We start from the raw sequence: 17,409 nt of genomic DNA on the forward strand, positions 1-17,409 counted from the left end.
TCAGCGCGCCGCGATCCGTGCGCCCGCCCCGCCACTCAGCATCGACTTCGCGCTGTCGCCGACCAGGAAATACGGCCCCCAGTAAAAGGGATGCGAATATTGCGGCTGCGCGATCAACGTCCGCTGCGCGCGTTGCAGCGCTTCGCCGATGCTGTGGGTCCGCGCCTCGCTATAGAAGCTGCGCATGAACTCCTTGCTCTCCTGCTCGGCCGACACCTGCCAATAGGTTGCCAGCACCGACCGGGCATTGGCGGTCAGGAACGCGCGGACCAGTCCTTCCAGCGTCGATCCCGGCTCCTCCTGCCCGACCGCGCGGCGCAGCGCCTCGCCCCGCACGCCTGCCGCCGTGTCGCATGCCGACAGCACGACGAGATTCGCGTCGAACTTCAGCTTTGCGATCTCGGAAAAGTCGAGCAGCCCGTCCGACCCCGGTTGCCCGAACGACGTGACCAGCGCCGGCGGCGACTTGGAACAGCCCCACAGCCCTTCCTCGATGCCATGCGTCGCGAAATGGACGACCTCATATTGGTCGAGGTCCTGGCGTCCCTCCACACCGGTATCGCTGAACGCCCGACCGGTGACGAACTGCGCATCGCGCGCGCCCAGCGCCCCGGCGGCAATGTTAAGTTCGCGGGCGTCGATTGGTTTTAGCGAGCGGGCGATGCTGTTCAACCGGTCGGCGGCGACCATGCAGCCGAAGCCGACGCGAATCTGGCCGTTCGAGCCGGGTGCCGGCACCGGCGATCCGGGCTGGTTCTGCCCGAAGCCCAGAAACGCCCGCTGCGCCCGCGACGCCGGCAGCGCACGCGACACGAGGAAGGATCGTGGCGACAACGCGGTCGAGATCGAGGCATTGGCCGCCAGGAACGCGGTGCGCGAGAAGTCGAACGGATCGCTCTTCGACGCATCAGCCGCATAGCGCGTCACCAGCACCCCGACCGGCAATTGCTGCAACGGTCCCGACGGATCGACCACGATCGCGCGCGACGCCGCCAGTACCGGTGCCGCCGGCCCGCTGACCAGCCGGTACAGCGTATAGGCGCGGGCTTCATCGAACGGCACCAGCTTGCCCAAGCCGAGATCGCCATCGATCGACTGCCGCAACTGCCCGGCCAGTTCGAGCACCGCACCGCGCGCCGCCTCGCTCTCGGCGACCTGATACAGATAGGTCCGGTCGGCGGTGACGACCATGCCGTAGATGCGGCGGTTGAGCGTGGTGAGTTTCAGGAACGTCTCGCCCGGGCGCAGCGCGGCGCGCAGTTCGGCCAACGTCGCCGGGCTTTCGTCGAGCGTGCGGTAGCGCGGATCGGCGGCCAGCTGCGCATCGACCGCGAGCAGCCGGTTCTCCGCCGCCTCCCGCGCGCGGTTCAGTTCGGCGGTCGAGCTACCCGGCGCCCCCTCGCCCCCGCTCGACAGCGCAAAGCGCAACCGGGTGAGTTCACGCTCCAGATCGGCCCGCTCGCGCACCGCCGCGCCCACCGCCGGATCGGCGGTGACGACGTCGCGGAGTTCGGTGATCTGCCGCGCGACCGCCGGCTCGCCCGCCGCCTGCACCGCGCGGAAGAACAGGTCATAGGTGTCCGCCGCCGGCCTGGCGGATTCGGCGACCAGCAGGTCGAGATAATCCTCCATGCCGATCGCGCCGCTGGGCGCGGTCCCACCCGACGCGATCACCGCATCGACCGCATCGCGGAACGCGCTGCGCGCTTCGGCCCGCGATGCACCCGCCCGGGCATAGACCGCCGCGCGTTCCAGTTCCGCCTCGGCAATCGCCGGCTCGCTGCCCGTCCCGGCATTGGCGATCGACCCGCGCCGCAGCAACTCGACCGTCGTCGTATAATGGTCGAGCGCGCCGCGATAATCCCCCGCCTGCGCGCGCAACCGCCCCTGCTGCCGCGCGATCCGAGCACCCAGCCAATAGAGCTGCGTCTGGTCGAGCCGCTGGTTGGTCAGCGGCCGATAGATGGCGGCGGCAGCATCGATTTCCCTGAGCGCTCCCGGACGATCACCGGTCCCCAGCAATGCGATGCTGCGCGCATAATGCGACTGCGCATCGAGCACGAGCCGCGACAGCTGCGCGGTATCGGCCAGCGCCGGCATCCCCCGATCGCCCGCCGCCGGCTGGTTGAGCGCGACCAGCGTCGCCGCATCCTCCAGCGGCCGGTCGGTCGCGCCGGGCGTCCCGCCGCTGCGGTCGAGCGTCGCCAGCGCCTCGTTGAACGCGGCGCGGTTGATCGCATCGAGCGCGCGATAGGTGTCGAGCTTGCGCAGCAGGAACGGCGTGCGCGTCGCCGGCACCGCGACGAAGATTGCGCGCGCCCCCTCGAAATGCTGGGCGGCGGCGTCGGGGAAGCGGATGTTGGAGTCGGCAAGGCCCGCTTCCAGCAGCAATTCGGCTTTCAGCGCAGGCGGTGCGTCGGGGGTCAGCCGGGCGAGCGCATCGTTCAGCACGCGCGATGCCTCGACATGCAGCCCCTTGTGGTTGAGCGCGATGCCCTGCGTCAGCGCGGCGCTGGCGGTCGCCTGTTGGGCGGGCGCGGCATCGGCCGCCAGCGCCCCTGCCCGCACGGGCAGGCTGGCGGCATCGACGCTCGCGGTCGCGACATAGGTCGCGGCGACCGCCGGCTGGCGCAGCCCGGCAGCGATGGCCAGCGCCTCCTCGACCTGCGGCAGGATCGCCGGGGTGCCCGCCGCGACATAGCGCCGCTGTCCGCGCGTCAGGTCGAGCCGGATCGATTCCAGCCCGGTCTGCTTGTCGAAACACCGCGCCGCGGTGGCGGGATTGCCGCTGATGGTCAGGTCGCGGCGGTCGCCGCAATCGAACTGCGCATCGACCGCCTCGATCGCCGCTGCTTCGGCCGGCACGATCCGGACGGTGCCCAGCGGCCGGCTCGCCGCGACGCTCGAACAGGTGATGGCATAGGCGCGCGAGAAGGGATCGGGTGTCGCCGCGTCGCTCCAGTTGCGCGCCGCCGCGCACCGCTCGCCCGCGGCATTGCTGCCCAGGTTGAAACTGTCGAGCCGCGCGGGCGGCGTGGCGGTGCATCCTGCCAGCACGGCGGCGGCAGCACCCGACAGCAACGGGACGATGGGGCGACGGATCAAGGCTTCGGCTCCTGCGACGGCACGACGGTCGGGGCGGGCGCGGCGGCATCGGCGGGCGTTTCGGGTACTAGTGCCGGCAGCCCGCTCAGCAACGCTTCGTTATTGCCGCCGATGATCGGGGTGAAGGGCAGCGACACGTCCTGCAAAATGCCGAACACCGCCTGGCTGTCCCAATCGAACACCTGCAAGGTCGGCTGGATGACGATCGTCGTCAGACACCCGGCACCCGACCCGGCCAGACAGCCGTTGATCCGGCTGTTGGGCAACAATTGCGGCTGGATATCGATCACTGGATTTCCGAGCAGCGCCGCGCCCGCCCCGGTGATGCCGTTGATGTCGCCGAAGAACGCGAAGCTGGCCGCCGCTGGCGTGCCATAGGTCGCGATGCGCAGCGCGGGCGTGACCGGCGCGGTCAGCGATCCCACGGAGACGCCCGACGACCGCCCCGGCACCGCCGTATTCTGGAACAGCGCATAATCGCCGAACCGGACGGTCAGCGACCGCGCGGCGATCATCGTCGTCGCATCGGGCGCGAAGAAGCCGCCGCCCAGCTGCGTATTGTACAGCGCCGAATTGGGGTTGCCGATCAGCGCCTGCGCCTGCGCGCGTCCGGCATCGCCCGGCTGCAACGTATCGAGGAACCCGGTCGACAGCCCCGCCGCGATCCGGTTGCCGCGCAGGTCGAGGTCGTTGTCGCCGACCAACAGCCGACCGCCCGCATCGCTGGTCGCGATCAGGTGGATCGTCGCGGCATTGCCGTTCGCGCCATCGCCGCCGATGCGGATGCTGCGGCCGGCCCCGGTCGCGCTTACCTGTCCGGTCACGCGGACATCGCCGGTCGACAGCATCTCGACCGATCGCCCAACGGAGGGGGCAAGCGCGACGCTGCCGATCTCCATCGCGCCCGCGCCGCCGTCGAACGCGACGCTGTCGGCCGCGACCTGCGCGACCTCCGCCGCCGACAGGCGAAAGCCGTTGGCCTGCGTCCCGTCACCGATGCGCAGCGCGGTCGTCGCCGGATCGCGCGTGGCGAAGCGGACACTGCTCCCCCGGATCGCGCCGGACAGTTCGGCATCGGCACCGCGGATCGCGATCGACGGCCCGCCGCTCAGCGCACCCGCGCGCACCAACCCGACCGCATCCAGCGTGATGCCGTTGCCGCTACCCGACGCCAGCGACAGTCCGCCGCTGCTGGTCGCCTTCAACGCCCCGCCGGCCCGCACCGCGCCCAACGTAACGCCGGCGCCATCGACCGACAGCGCGCCACCCGCCGACACTTCACCCGCATTCACCGCACCTGTCGATGCGAGCGACACATCACCGCCTGCCGCCGCATTCTGCAGCGTCAGCGCCGAACGCGCCTCGACCAGCAGCGCCCGTGCCGCCGACAATCTGTCCCGCACCTCGACCGAGGTTCCGCGCAACGTCGCCGACCCGGCGGACTCGACGCTGGCCAGCCGCGCCGTTCCCGCTTCCACCGTCAGATCGCCGCCGGTCGTGCGCAGCGCCGTCGCGCCGCCATTCCCGGCACCCAGCGTCCCGGCGGTCTTGATCGTCAGCGCCTGCGCGGTCAGCGCGCGCAGGTCGATATTGCCCGCTTCCAGCGTTGCCGTGCCACCGACCGTCGCCGTACCGAGCGCCAATGTCGATCCGGCCTTCGCCTCCAGCGTGCCCGCCGTCAGGTCGCCGCCCCGAACCGAACCGCTGCTCGCGATCAACGACACCGGCCCCGTCGCGCTGATCCGTCCGGTCGTCAGGTCGCCGCTGCTCAGCGTCACCGCCATGCGCCCGACCGTCAGGTCACCGGTCGTCACGCTGCCATCATGGGTCAGCCGGTCGACCGGCGCGCTCCCGTCGAAGCCGCCGAGCGACCCTGCCTCGACCGATCCCAGCCGGATCGCCTGCCCGCGCCCTGCCCGCAGCGCCAGCGCGGAGCCCGCCCCGGTGCGCAAGCTCGCGCCCGACAGGTCGATGCCGGCGGTAGCGTCGAGTATGATCGGTGCCGTACCGCCTGCCGTACCGCTCACCAGCGTCAGCCCCGACGCCCCGCCGATCGCGCCGTTCGTCGCGCTCAGCCGAACCTCGCCGCCCGCCTGCTGCTCACCGCCCAGCGCGATCGATCCTGCGGTCACCCGATACGCACCGCCAGCGGTCACGCCGTTCGCCAGTGTCGCCGCGCCGCTCGCCCGGACGGTGACGTTCCCGCCCATCGCCACCGCGCCAAGCTGCAACGCGCCCGCTGTCGAATCGGCAGCCAGCGAGCCGGCTCCGGCGACCGGCCCGACCGCGATCGACTGGCCGCCCAGCGTAACATCGCCGGTCGCGCTCACCGTGCCGCCGCTCAGCGCACCGCCCTGCGACGCCGCCGTGACCGCCCGTCCCGCCAACCGGTCGAACCGTAACGCGCCGGCCGACGTCGCTCGCAATGCGCCTCCGGCCGTCACCGTACCCAAATTGCCGGTCGTACCGGCGGACAACACCGCGTCGCCGACCGCCTTGCCGGTACCGAGCGTCAATGCTCCGCCGGTCGTGGCCGACAGCGCCCCGCCGCTATCGACCGACCCGATATCGATCGACTGGCCCGCCAGCGTCGCATTGCCGCGCGCGACCACCGCCGTTCCATTGAGCGCCCCGCCCTGCGCGGTCGCCGTGACCGTCTGCCCGGTCAGCTGGTCGAAGCGCGTGGCACCCGTCGTCGAAAGGCCGAGTGCTCCGCCGGCAGTGACGGTACCGAAAGTGCCGGTCGCGCCGGTCAGGGTCGCATCCCCGGTCGCCCGGACCGTGCCGATCGCCAGCGCGGCGTCGCTCTTCGCCGACAGCGATCCACCACTCTCGGCCAAACCCAGATCGATCGACTGCCCGGTCAGCGTCGCGTTGCCGCGCGCGACCACCGCCGTTCCGATGAGCGCGCCACCCCGCGCCGTGGCGGCTATGCTCTGTCCGGTCAACCGGCCGAAGCGCGTCGCGCCGCTCGTCGTGATGCCGAGCGCTCCCCCGGCGGTAACGTCGCCGAAATTGCCCGAAGCGCCGGTCAGTACCGCGTCGCCCGTGGCCTCGATCGTACCGATCGCCAGCGTACCCGTCGCATCGGCAGTCAGTGTCCCCGCGTCGATCCGGTCGAGCGTCACGTCGGCGCCGCTCAGCGTGATCGCACCAGTCGACGACAGCGCATCGCCGCGGATTGCACCGCCGCTCGCGTCGATCGACGCACCCGACACGCGCCCAAACGACAGCCCCTGCGCCCCGCCCAACGTCACCGCGCCCGACGCATCGACCGATCCCAGCAGCGCCCGTCCCGCCGCCGTCAGCGATACCGTGCTGCCCGTCACCGGCCCGGAAACCGTCAGGTCGCCCACCGTCGCCCGCAGCGCGACCGGCAAGCTGCCGCCATCGATCCGGTTGGCGGTGATCGCGGTCGCGGTGATCGATATATTGCCGCCGACCACATCGCCCAGCACCGCATCGGTGCCGACCGTCAGCGAGAAGGGCTGGCCGGCGCCTGCCGACAGGCTGGTCCCGGTGCCCGTGACGAACCCTGCCAGTCGTCCATTGGGCGCCGCCACCGTCAGCGCACCCGTAGCGCTGCGCACGAACGGGGTGCGGATGTCGCGGCCCGATCGCACCGTGACCGCGCCGTTGGCGGCGACGCCATCGGCCACCGACACGTCGTTGCCGGCACCCGTCCCGATCACCGACGCGGTTCCAGCCGACGCAACGCCCTGCACGAACACCGGGCCGAGCGCGCCCAGCGCGACGTCGCCACCGGTCGTCGCGATCCGCCCCAGGGTCAGCACGCCATTCGCCGCCTGCACCTGCACATCGCCGCTCGTGTCGATATTGCCGCCGGTGACCACCCCCCCGGCGGCGATCGCCGACAGGCTCGCCGCGCGCGCATTGCCGAACCGCACCGCATTGCCGCCGAGCGTCACTGCGCCATCGGTGTTGATCGCGCCGGTCGTCACGTCGCCCGCCGCGCGCAGCGTTGCCGGTCCGCCGAGACGCAGGTCGCCGGTGCGGATCGCTGCCCCGGTCGTGGTCGCTCCGGTCGCCACCAGTCCGGCGGCCTGCACGCCGCCGATCGTGATCCCCTGCCCATCGGTGGTCAGCCGCACCGTGCCGCCGGCATCGATCCGACTGTCGCCCAAGTCGATTGCACCACCGGTCGCGCCCAGCGTGACGCCTTCGCCACCGGTCGCATCGCTGTCGGCGCGGATCGACAGCGCATTGCCGCTGCGCGTAATCCCCCCGGCCGACGCGGTCGCGCTATAGGCGCCGCGTGCCGTCTGCGTGCCGCCGAGCGTGATGGCCGTTCCCGACAGCGTTGCCGCCCCGTCCGACGTCAGCCCGCCGGTCACTCCCACGCTACCGCCGGTCGACACGACGCGGACATTGCCGCCCGTGCTGCGGATCGTCCCCGCGACCGCAATCGCACCGCCCGCGTTCAATTCTACCGCGCCGGCATCGGCTGTCAGGGTGCCGGTCACGCCGATGCCACCCCCGGCATCCAGCGCGACCCGGCGTCCGGCCGCACTCGCCACCGACAAGTCGCCCGATGTCGCACCCAGCGTCACCGCCCCGGTCCCACCGCGCACATCGCCCAGCGTCACCGCCGTCCCGCTGGCGGTCACGCCGGTCGCGCCGGACACGCGCCCCGCACGCAACGTGCCACCGCTGGTCAGCGTCACCGCCCGGTCGCGGCTCTCGATCGTGCCGAGCGTCAGCGCCGTCCCGCTCGCCAGCGTCACCGCGCCGCTGGTGCTGATATCGCTCTGTACCGACAGCGTGCCCGCCGCGCGCAGATCGATTCCCTGCAACGCGCCGCTGACCGCGATCCGGCCGACCGTCAGATTGCCGCCGGTGCTTTCCGCCGCGAAGCCGTCGACCAGATCGAGCCGCCCGAAGGTCAGCGATCCCGCCGACCGGAACGCACCGCCCGGCCCCGTATCGCCGTCGAGCGTCGCGATGGTGCCCAGCGACCGTGCGGTCACGTCGCCGAGCTTCAGCGGCGCTTCGCTGGCGGTAAAGACCCGGACGTCCAGCGCGCGGTTGGTGCCGCCGGTGATCGTGCTGCCATCGGCCAGCACGATACCGTCCGCACCCGCCGCCTGCAGCTTGATGACGTCGCTGCGCCGGCTGCTGCCCGACGCGATCGCCAGCGCGCGCGAGCCAGTAATACCCCCGGTCAACGCGGTGACGTCGATCCCGCCGCCGCTGCGCAACGCGCTGCCACCCAGCGTGACCGAACCGCCGCGCAGGCTGACGCCGTCGGATGCCGCAACATCGCCGCCGACAGTCAGCGCAGTGCCCGCGACCACGGTCGCACCCGCACCGCTATCGATCCCGCCGGTCGTCACCGCGCCGCTGCCGCGAACGTCGATCGCGCGGTCGGATGCCAGATCGCCCGTGACGATGGTCGACCCGCCGATCGACAGTGCCTCGCGCAGGTTCACATCGCCGGTGCCGATTGCACCGCTGCCCACCGCGCCGCGCAGTGCCCGCGCCTCGACCGATCCGATATCGATCGCAGTGGCACCGTCCCGCCGCGCCAGCGTCAGCCCGCCACGCCGGTCGTCGCCCGCGATCAACCGGCTGCGGCTTCCCAGCCGAATATTCCCCGCGCTGCTACCCAGCGTTTCGAGCAGCAGGCCGTCATCACCGGTATCACCCGACCGCAGCGTCACCGTACCGATCCCGACGATATCGCCATCGGTCGAACTGACGCGGAACTGGCCACCCGCGCGCTGCGTCACCGGGTCCGTCGCGCCCAGCGTCACGCCGCGTCCCGACAGCAGCACGTCGCCACCGGCGGTGACGTTGCCGGCGATGCTCAGCGCCCCGCCCGATGCGACCGAAAAGTCGTCGCGGGTCTGCACCGCGCCGCCAAAGCTCGCCGAACCGCTGGCGCCGGCGACGATGTCCGCGTCGCGATTGTCGGCGCGCAGCGCGCCGTCGACCAGCAGCCGGGCGACGCCGCCGGTCGCCGCCGCATCGCCCGCGACCGTCACGCCGTTGACCGCCGCCGCCGGCTTGCCCGCCGACAGGACGATCCCGCGCGACCCGGCGCTGGCGGTGGTCACCGCCGCCGACACCTGCAGCAGCGAATCGGTCAGCGTATCCTGCGATGCCAGCGCGAAGATGGCGTTGTTGCCCGCCACCGTGCCGCGCACATATTGGCTGGTGCCCGCGACCGCGCTGCCCCGGTTGATCGTCACCGACAACGGGCTGCCCGAACGATAGTCGAGCGTCACGTCGCTGGCGGTGACGAAGGCGACATCCTGTCCCTCCGCCACGAACTCGCCATGCGCGTCGATCTTGGGGGCCAGCATCACCAGCCCGCGCGTGCTGCCGTCGACGCGCAGCTTCGCGCCCTGTTCGACGGTGATCGCCGACTGGCTGCCTGCGCTGGCCTGCAACCGATAGCTGTCGCCTGCCCGCACGAAATCCTCAGGCGATATGTCCAGCGTGGTCAGCACCAGCGACCCGGTGTTGAACGCCGCCTTCGACCCGACCAGGATGCCGTTCGCATTGTGCACCCACACCGCGACATTGGCATCGCTGGTCAGCTTGCCGAGCAGTTGCGATGGGTTGCCCGACACGTCACGGTTCAGCACCGCAATATCCCCGCGCAGCCCGCCGAGCAGCCGGCCGTCGGTGAAGTTGACCTCCTTGCTTTCAGGGATGTTGAACCCGTTCCAGTCGATGACGGTGTTCCGCCCGCGCAGGTCGACGCGCAACCGGTTGCTGCTGTCCTTGAAATCCGGCCGCAGCCCGTCGGTCCGTACGTCGCGCACGTCGCTTTCGGTCGGCAACCGCACCTGCGCGCTCTGCGCCACCGCCAATGCCGGGAACAGCGCCCCGCAGGCGGTGGTGAGCACGAGAGCGGCGCGAAGGCGGCGGGCGGTGGCGACGACGGGCATCGGCATTTCCTATCGGGCGCGATCGCGCAGCTGCGCGGTCAACGAAACGAGCACACGCGCTGGCGGACGACGTTCGTCGAGCAGCAGCGCCTTGTCGAGCGGCTTGGCATAGGCGACGTCGAGCACGACGCTGCCGGGCAGCGACAGCCGGACGCCGCCACCGACACTCTTGAAATTGCGCGGCCCCTCGATCGCGGTACGGTCGAGATTGCGCAGGTACAGATGGTCGTAAAAGCCGAAGAACTGTGCCTGGACCGGCGACCAGAGCGGCACATCGGCCCGCGCCTCGAACCGGCCGCCGACCGCATGGTCGCCGCTGTTCGAACCGGGATCATAACCGCGCCCGATCGTCAGGCTGCCCAGCGCAAACTCCTCGTAATTGAGCAGCGGGTCGTTCGACCATTGGAACTGCCCCTGCGCCGCGATGCTGAAAATCGGCCCCACGCTGACGGTCGCGTCGACCGCGCTGCGGAACACCAGCGCCTGCGGGTTGCCGTTCAGCCGCGACGTCAGCACACCGTCGGCGAAGCCACGCTCGCTGGCGTCGAGGATGCCCAGCCCCTTGCGCAGCTCGCCACTCGCCGCGATCGACAGCCAGACATTGCCGTTCGCATCGACGAACTGCTTGTCGCCATCCAGCCCGACAAACACCACGCGCAGCTTGTCGCGGGTCAGCGTCACCGCATCGCTGCCACCGCCGACGCGCGAAATCTGGTCGATATAGTCCAGCCCGCCGCGCACCCGCGCATTCGACCGGATCGACCGCGCCAAGGGCCGCGCGACGTCGAACCCGGCGATCAGCGTATTGGTGCGCAGGTCGAGCGCCCCCAGATCGGGCCGCGACCATGCATAGGTTGCCCGCGCGCCGAAGCTGGTGCCGGCGCTGTCGACCTCGAAGATATGGCCGCCCTGCACGATGAACTGTTCGGGGAAATCGACCGCCGCCGACGCGCCCAGATAGGTGATGTCGCCCAACCCGGTCAGCCCGTACAGCTCACCGCGCGCATAGACCGTTTCGCGACCGAGCAACGCCGAATTGTAATTCTGGACATTGGCGAACAGGGCAAAGCGGCGCGAGCTGACCGTCAGGTCGCCGATCACATCGCCCTGTTTGCCGCCCGACGCGCGCAGCGACAGCGCCACGTCGAGCCCCGGCACGTCACCGGCCAGCAGCAGCAGCCTCTCCGCCTCACGCTCGTTCAGCGGGTCCATCGCCTGGATCTGCGCCAGCCTGCGCCGCAGCAACGGTTCATAACGTCCGGCATCGCCGCGCACACGCAGTTCGACGATGCGCGCGGTCACCACCTCCAGCCGCAGCACGCCGCCCGTAATCTCCTGCGCCGGAATCTGGACCGACGCGATCCAGCCTTCGGACCGCAGCGCGGCGTTGGCGCGGTCGCGGATCTCGCACACCGTGGCGATCGACTGGTCACCAGTCGGTGCCTGCACCTTGGTCAGCGCCTGGGCGATTTCCGGCTGCAACGGTGCGCCATCGGCCCGGCTGAATGCCACCCGGTTCAGCGACACGCGCAGCGGCGAGTCCGCGAACGGGCAGTTGCCGATCGCGAACGCACCGCGCGAATCCACATCGGCGCGCGGCGCCCGGTCCGTTTCCGGCACGGGCGGGGTCACCTCCTGCCGGCTGGGCAGTGGTGCCACCTGCGCCCATGCGGTCGCGGGAACGGCCAACGCGACCGCCCCCGCCAGCAGCTTCCAACGTCCCGAACCCGGCTTCCGCAACACTATCTTCCCCCTTGTTGCCGGCGCCGGTTGACCCCGTGTCGCCGACGATCTTTGCCCGATTAATCGTAGTCTTCGTAATATATCTGATCGAGCTGCCACCCGTTCCTGCCCAGCGCGAACTCCATGTCGCCGATGCGAATGCGGTCCTTCGCCCAGGTCGGATCCACCTTTACCGTGCGCGTGGCTTCAAGCAGCTGGCGCTGGGTCTGGCCCTCACCATCGACGTTGTTCGGGTTGTCGAGCAGCTTCTTCAGCACCGGCCCGACCTGAGCAGGCGTCAGGCGATGCTTGGGGCTGTCGTCCAGATCGCCATGCTGCATCACCGTCGGTGCGCTGAGCGCAGCAATCCCCGCTGCATCGTTCGCCAGCGCCGCCGTGCGGAACCTGGCCCAGAACTCGTCCAACGACTGGCCCGTCGCCGCAGCGGACGGGGTCGCACTCGCCTCCACCGGCGGCGTAACCGGCGCGACCGGGGCCTCGGCCGGCGCCTCCACTGGCACCGCGGCGTCCGTCGCGTTCGCCTCGACCGCCGTTTCTGCGCCGCCACAAGCTGACAGCAACAGCAGCGCGCCCAGCCCGATCGTCATCGTTCCCGGTCCCTTCATCGTCCCTCCGGCCAGCGCATGGCCTTCACCGTATATTTGTTGAGCGGGTAGCTGGAGACCTTTACCTGGTTCCCCTGATTGCCGCCCAGCAACTGGATATGCGTCGCGGTCTGCCCGACGAAGAACGCCACGTGATTTCCCGACGACGATCCGGTCGCGCCGTCGACACCGCGCGGCGTGCGATAGATATGGACGATGCAGCCATAGCGCGGTTCGCGCAGCGCCGTGCCGAACTTGCCCCAATCCGCCGCCCGCGCGCTGCGGATGCCGCGAATGCCGGCCTGTTCGAGGCACCAGTTCACGAACGACGCGCACCACGCAACCTCGTCGGTCTTGGCGGCCAGCGTGGTGGTGGCGTGATATTCGACGATGCGCGGATTATGGCTGCGCCCGGCGACTTCGGACACGCCCTTCTCGGCCAACGCCACCCGCATCCACGGTGCACCGATGGTCGATCCGGGCGGCTCCAGCTGCGCGCTGCGATGCGGTGCCGGACGTGCAGCGGCTGCGGGACGCGCCTGTGCACGCCGGGTCGCGGTCGCTGTACCGCCCATCCCGCGCCCCAAAGGTGCATCGCCGATCGGCAGGTTGCGGATCGACGGCGCCGTCACCGCACGGGTCGGCGTGCCGGTAGAGGATCGCGCGGCGGACGGCGTGCGGGGCAGCGCGGCACCGGTAATGCCCAGGCTGGACCACGTCTTCGCACCGACCACGCCGTCGACCTCCAGCCCGCGGCTCTGCTGAAAACTGCGAACTGCACGCTCGGTCGCCGTGCCGAACACGCCGTCGAGGTCCAACGGTGGGCGGGGACGTGCCGTCGTGTTCAACAGATGCTGCAACATCTGGACCTGCTGGCCCCGGGCGCCTCGATCGATCTCTCCAAATCGCACGATTCCGTCTCCGCCTTTCAATAGGCGCAACGTTGAACGTTCCGCCTTCGCAATGGATGCATCATTTACCGTCTTTTGTCGGTCCGCCCCCGCAACAGAGTCAGCGCGATCAGCAGCACCAGCGAGTCGATGGCGACCAGCGCCAGCCAAGGGCTGGTCCATTTGTCCATGTTGACCGTCCGCCCGTAATAGGGTGGCCCGGCGCCATAGGCCTCGTTCAGCATGTCTGCGCTGATCCAGACCGCCCCGGCGACCATGAGCGCCGCCAATATCCAGCGCAGCACGCGCATCAGTAACGCACCGTGACCGTCACGAAGCAATCGGGCGACGGCCCGACCATCTCCCGCAATCGCGCCACGAAACGTCTCATGTCGTTGGTCAGGTCGATGCAGCCGGCGCTGCCCGGCGTCGAACCACCATGGATGAAGAAGCCGCCGCGCCTGTGCGTCACGGTCGCCGGCATGACGTGCAACGTGACGCGGTAATCGCCCCAAGGCGCGGCCTGATCGTAGCGATACCAGGACCGTTCCCACAGTTCGGCCGGGTTGATCCAATATTCACCGGCGGGGATCGGTCCCTCGCCGCCCAGACGCTGTCGTTCGGCCGAGTAGTCGAAATTGCCGCGCGCATCGGGCCTTCCCGATACCGCGGACCATGAATATTGAAGCCTGGGTCCACGCAGGGTCAGCGTGCGCCCGTCGAACAGGATATGCACCGGGGACCGGCCGCATTGCGGCACCGCCGGATCGCCGCGCTCATGCGCATATCGGTCTTGAGGCATATAACGCTCCTCTCGATCCCCCCGAGGATAGGTCGCGACCGTAACTCGCTGCAATCACGCGACCGCCCCATCCGCCGCGCCGGAAGCACCATCGAACCGATAGGTCAGCGCGTCGCCATCCACCGCGACCGCGATCGAGCGCACCTCGTCCCCGCGCATCCGCCGTTCGAGCAGCGCGACCGACATGTCGGGCAGCATCGAATTGGTCAGGATCGCATCGATCATCCGTCCGCCCGACGCCGCTTCGGTGCAGCGTTCGACGATATGGTCGACCACCGCCGGATCGATGGTGAGCGCGATGCCGTGATTGTCGCGGATGCGCCGCTCGATCCGGCCGAGATGCAGCCGGACGATCCCCGCAAGCATGTCCTTGCTCAGCGGATAATAGGGCAGCACCGACAGCCGCCCCAGCAACGCCGGCGGAAACACCTTGAGCAATTCGGGGCGCAGCGCCGTCGCCAGCGCATCGGGCGTCGGCGCCGTTTCCTCATCCTCGGTCAGTGTCGCGATCAGGTCGGTCCCGACATTGGAGGTCAGCAGGATCACCGTGTTGCGGAAATCGATATGCCGCCCCTCGGCATCGTTCATGAACCCCTTGTCGAACACCTGGAAGAACATCTCATGGACGTCGGGGTGCGCCTTCTCGACCTCATCGAGCAGCACCACCGAATAGGGCCGCCGCCGCACCGCTTCGGTCAGCACCCCGCCCTGCCCATACCCGACATAGCCGGCAGGAGCGCCCTTCAGCGTCGAGACGGTATGCGCCTCCTGAAACTCGCTCATGTTGATGACGATCATTGAATCGTCGCCGGAAAACAGCAGCTCGGACAACGCGTGCGCGGTCTCGGTCTTGCCGACGCCCGACGGGCCGCACAGCATGAACACGCCGACCGGCTTGGCCGGATTGTCCAGTTTCGCGCGGCTGGTCTGGATGCGCTTGGCGATGGCGTCCATCGCATGATCCTGGCCGATCACCCGTGCCTTCAGCGCGGTGCCGATCGTCAGCACGCTTTCGATCTCGTCCTTGACCATCCGCCCGACCGGGATGCCGGTCCAGTCGCCGACGACCGCCGCGATCGCATCGCCATCGACCACGCCGAAGACCATCGGATCGTCGCCCGCCGCCTCACGCGCAGCTGTCAGCGCAGCATCCAGCGCATCGCCGTCATCGCCCTCCCGCGCGGCACGTACCGCGTCCAGTGCCTCGCGCTCGGCGGTCCATTTCGTCTCGACCGCCTCGACCGCAGCCCGCGCCTCTTCGATCGCCTCGTCCAGTTCAGCCAGCCGGTCGTCGCGGCGATAACGTTGCTGCGTCTCGCGCTCGACGACGCCGCGTTCCGCCTCCAGCAGTTCCAGCCGCCGCCGCCGGTCCTCGACCGCCGCCGGGGTGGCGTGCTGCGACACCGCGACGCGCGCGGCGGCGGTGTCGAGCAGGCTGACCGCCTTGTCGGGCAGTTGCCGCGCGGGCACGTAACGCTGCGACAGGGTGACCGCCGCGCTCACCGCTTCGTCGAGCACGACGACGCCGTGATGCTGCTCCATCGCCCCGACCACCGACCGCAGCATGTCGACCGCGACATCCGTCTCCGGCTCGGCCACGTCGACCGGCTGGAACCGGCGGGTGAGCGCCGGGTCCTTTTCAAAATACTGGCGATATTCGGCATAGGTCGTGGCGGCGATGGTGCGCAGCCGCCCGCGCGCCAGCGCCGGTTTCAGCAAATTGGCGGCGTCGCCCGTCCCCGCCTGCCCGCCCGCGCCGACCAGCGTATGCGCTTCGTCGATGAACAGGATCACCGGGCTGGCCGCGCCCTCGACCTCGTCGATCACCTGGCGCAGCCGCTTCTCGAACTCGCCCTTCACGCCCGCGCCGGCCTGCATAAGTGTCACATCGAGTGCGCGCAGCGTCACTCCTTTCAACGCGGGCGGGACGTCGCCATCGGCGATGCGCCGCGCGAACCCTTCTACCACCGCGGTCTTGCCGACGCCTGCCTCACCGATCAGGATCGGGTTGTTCTGCCGCCGCCGCAGCAGCACGTCGATCAGCTGGCGGATTTCGCCGTCGCGCCCGACGACCGCGTCGATTTCGGCGGCACGCGCCTTGGCGGTCAGGTCGCTGGAGTAGCGCGCCAGCGCCTCGCCCGCCGGGGCCGGACCGCTCGCCGCCGCCGGAGCGCCCGGTTCGATCGACGCGACCGACGTCGTCTCGGCCGATGGCTTCACGATCGCATCGAACTCCGCGCCCAGCCGGTCGGCGGCGATCTTGCGCCACTCGCCACTCGTCGCGAACAGCGCGTTGCGCAGCGTCGGCGTGCGCAGCATCCCGTAGAGCAGATGCCCGGTGCGCACCTTGCCCGCACCGAATTGCAGCGAGGCATAGAGCCAGCCCTTCTCGATCGCCTCCTCGACCTGCGGCGCGAAGTCCGAGATCGCCGACGCCCCGCGCGGCAATATGTCGAGCGCACCGACGATATCGCGCGCCAGCACCGCATCGTCGATGCCGAACGCCGCCCGGATCGCGGCAATGTCGCCGGTCGAATCCTGGACCAGCAGATGCAGCCAATGGACCAGCTCGACATAGGGGTTGCCACGCATCCGGGCGAAGCCGGTGGCGGATTCGATCGCCTGCAGCGCGCTGGCGTCGAGGCGGCCGAACAGGGCGGTACGGCTGATATCGGTCATGCGGATCCTTGTCGGTCGATGGGCGGGACGCGGGTCGGACGGGTTATCGCACGGTGCGTTTCATGTCGGCGATCGACTGTGCGCCGGCCAGCGACGCCTGTTCCGACCGCGCGGCATCGATCGCGAAGCGGTTGGTCGCGGCGTCCCAGGTAAAGGCGATCGGTTCGAGCACCTCGGCATTCGGCGAATAGGCCTTGAACACCACGCCGATGCTGGTCGGTTCGCCGGGCGACAATATGCCCGCCGCGACCGGCCCGCCGCAGGCGGTGGCTTCATAATCGCCCTGCCCGATCGTCGGGACCAGCGTGACGCGGTCGCCCTGTATCACGCCCGCAAAGCATCCCGGCACATCGGGCGCCAGCGTCGCCTCGCCCGTCACCAGCGTCGCGACCTCGCGCTCACCCGCTACCAACCGGAACGACTGGGACCGGCTCACCTCTACCTCGCTCCATCCATTGCGCCTGGCGCCCGCTTCGGCCGCGGCGAGGCTGGCCGCGCTTGCCGCGCCGGACAGCTTGACCGTCGTCGCCGCCTGTGTCGGGGCGGGTGCCGGCGCTGGCGTTTCGTCGACGACCGCAGGCGACGCGGCATTGTCGGCGACCCCTTCGGCCGACTGGCCCTCCGGCGCGGCGCCACAGGCGGCCAGCGACAGCCCGGCCAGATACAGCATGAATTTGGGCATGATCGGC

9 protein-coding genes are annotated in these 17,409 nt (G+C 70.0%); all 9 read right to left on the reverse strand.

All coding sequences use genetic code 11. The annotated features are described in order from the left end of the window. From AVT10_RS04245 to AVT10_RS04285, 9 genes are read right to left on the reverse strand one after another with little or no spacing between them, the layout of a single operon-like run. Nucleotides 1-3,105, reverse strand: a complete 3,105-nt coding sequence (locus tag AVT10_RS04245; RefSeq protein ID WP_157092683.1) for a CHAT domain-containing protein — start codon at nt 3,103-3,105, stop codon at nt 1-3. Further along, the gene (locus AVT10_RS04250) at nt 3,102-10,022 is read right to left on the reverse strand and encodes a two-partner secretion domain-containing protein (protein ID WP_198158495.1); all 6,921 of its coding nucleotides are present in this window, start codon (nt 10,020-10,022) and stop codon (nt 3,102-3,104) included. The genes AVT10_RS04245 and AVT10_RS04250 overlap by 4 nt, the downstream gene beginning before the upstream one ends. Before the next feature lie 9 nt (nt 10,023-10,031). Next, nucleotides 10,032-11,765: a ShlB/FhaC/HecB family hemolysin secretion/activation protein gene (locus AVT10_RS04255; RefSeq protein ID WP_157092684.1), complete on the reverse strand. Its 1,734-nt coding sequence runs from the start codon at nt 11,763-11,765 to the stop codon at nt 10,032-10,034. A 59-nt stretch (nt 11,766-11,824) separates the two neighbouring features. After that, nucleotides 11,825-12,370, reverse strand: coding sequence for a hypothetical protein (locus AVT10_RS04260; RefSeq protein ID WP_157092685.1), 546 nt, complete (start codon nt 12,368-12,370; stop codon nt 11,825-11,827). Further along, nucleotides 12,367-13,422 carry an NlpC/P60 family protein gene (locus tag AVT10_RS04265; RefSeq protein ID WP_084401332.1) on the reverse strand — a complete coding sequence of 352 codons (1,056 nt, stop codon included), beginning with the start codon at nt 13,420-13,422 and terminating at the stop codon, nt 12,367-12,369. The genes AVT10_RS04260 and AVT10_RS04265 overlap by 4 nt, the downstream gene beginning before the upstream one ends. Then, on the reverse strand, nt 13,326-13,550 hold the full coding sequence (locus AVT10_RS04270) for a hypothetical protein (protein ID WP_066688713.1): 225 nt from the start codon (nt 13,548-13,550) through the stop codon (nt 13,326-13,328). The genes AVT10_RS04265 and AVT10_RS04270 overlap by 97 nt, the downstream gene beginning before the upstream one ends. Then, entirely contained in the window at nt 13,550-14,041 is a 492-nt protein-coding gene (locus AVT10_RS04275) for a tlde1 domain-containing protein (RefSeq protein ID WP_066688715.1), read from the reverse strand. The genes AVT10_RS04270 and AVT10_RS04275 overlap by 1 nt, the downstream gene beginning before the upstream one ends. A gap of 54 nt (nt 14,042-14,095) precedes the next feature. Next, nucleotides 14,096-16,720 carry a type VI secretion system ATPase TssH gene (gene tssH / locus AVT10_RS04280; protein WP_066688718.1) on the reverse strand — a complete coding sequence of 875 codons (2,625 nt, stop codon included), beginning with the start codon at nt 16,718-16,720 and terminating at the stop codon, nt 14,096-14,098. Nucleotides 16,721-16,763: 43 nt separating this feature from the next. Next, the gene (locus AVT10_RS04285; protein ID WP_066688719.1) at nt 16,764-17,402 is read right to left on the reverse strand and encodes a hypothetical protein; all 639 of its coding nucleotides are present in this window, start codon (nt 17,400-17,402) and stop codon (nt 16,764-16,766) included. Nucleotides 17,403-17,409: the final 7 nt, after the last annotated feature.

The sequence above is a fragment of the Sphingomonas hankookensis genome (assembly GCF_001619955.1).
In the GTDB taxonomy this organism is placed as follows: domain Bacteria; phylum Pseudomonadota; class Alphaproteobacteria; order Sphingomonadales; family Sphingomonadaceae; genus Sphingomonas; species Sphingomonas hankookensis_A.

Coding starts and splice junctions, on each gene's coding strand:
- AVT10_RS04275 (WP_066688715.1), bottom strand. CDS start 14,041: ATGCCTCAAGACCGATATGCGCATGAGCGCGGCGATCCGGCGGTGCCG.
- AVT10_RS04265 (WP_084401332.1), bottom strand. CDS start 13,422: ATGGACCAGCCCTTGGCTGGCGCTGGTCGCCATCGACTCGCTGGTGCT.
- tssH (WP_066688718.1), bottom strand. CDS start 16,720: ATGACCGATATCAGCCGTACCGCCCTGTTCGGCCGCCTCGACGCCAGC.
- AVT10_RS04250 (WP_198158495.1), bottom strand. CDS start 10,022: ATGCCCGTCGTCGCCACCGCCCGCCGCCTTCGCGCCGCTCTCGTGCTC.
- AVT10_RS04285 (WP_066688719.1), bottom strand. CDS start 17,402: ATGCCCAAATTCATGCTGTATCTGGCCGGGCTGTCGCTGGCCGCCTGT.
- AVT10_RS04260 (WP_157092685.1), bottom strand. CDS start 12,370: ATGAAGGGACCGGGAACGATGACGATCGGGCTGGGCGCGCTGCTGTTG.
- AVT10_RS04270 (WP_066688713.1), bottom strand. CDS start 13,550: ATGCGCGTGCTGCGCTGGATATTGGCGGCGCTCATGGTCGCCGGGGCG.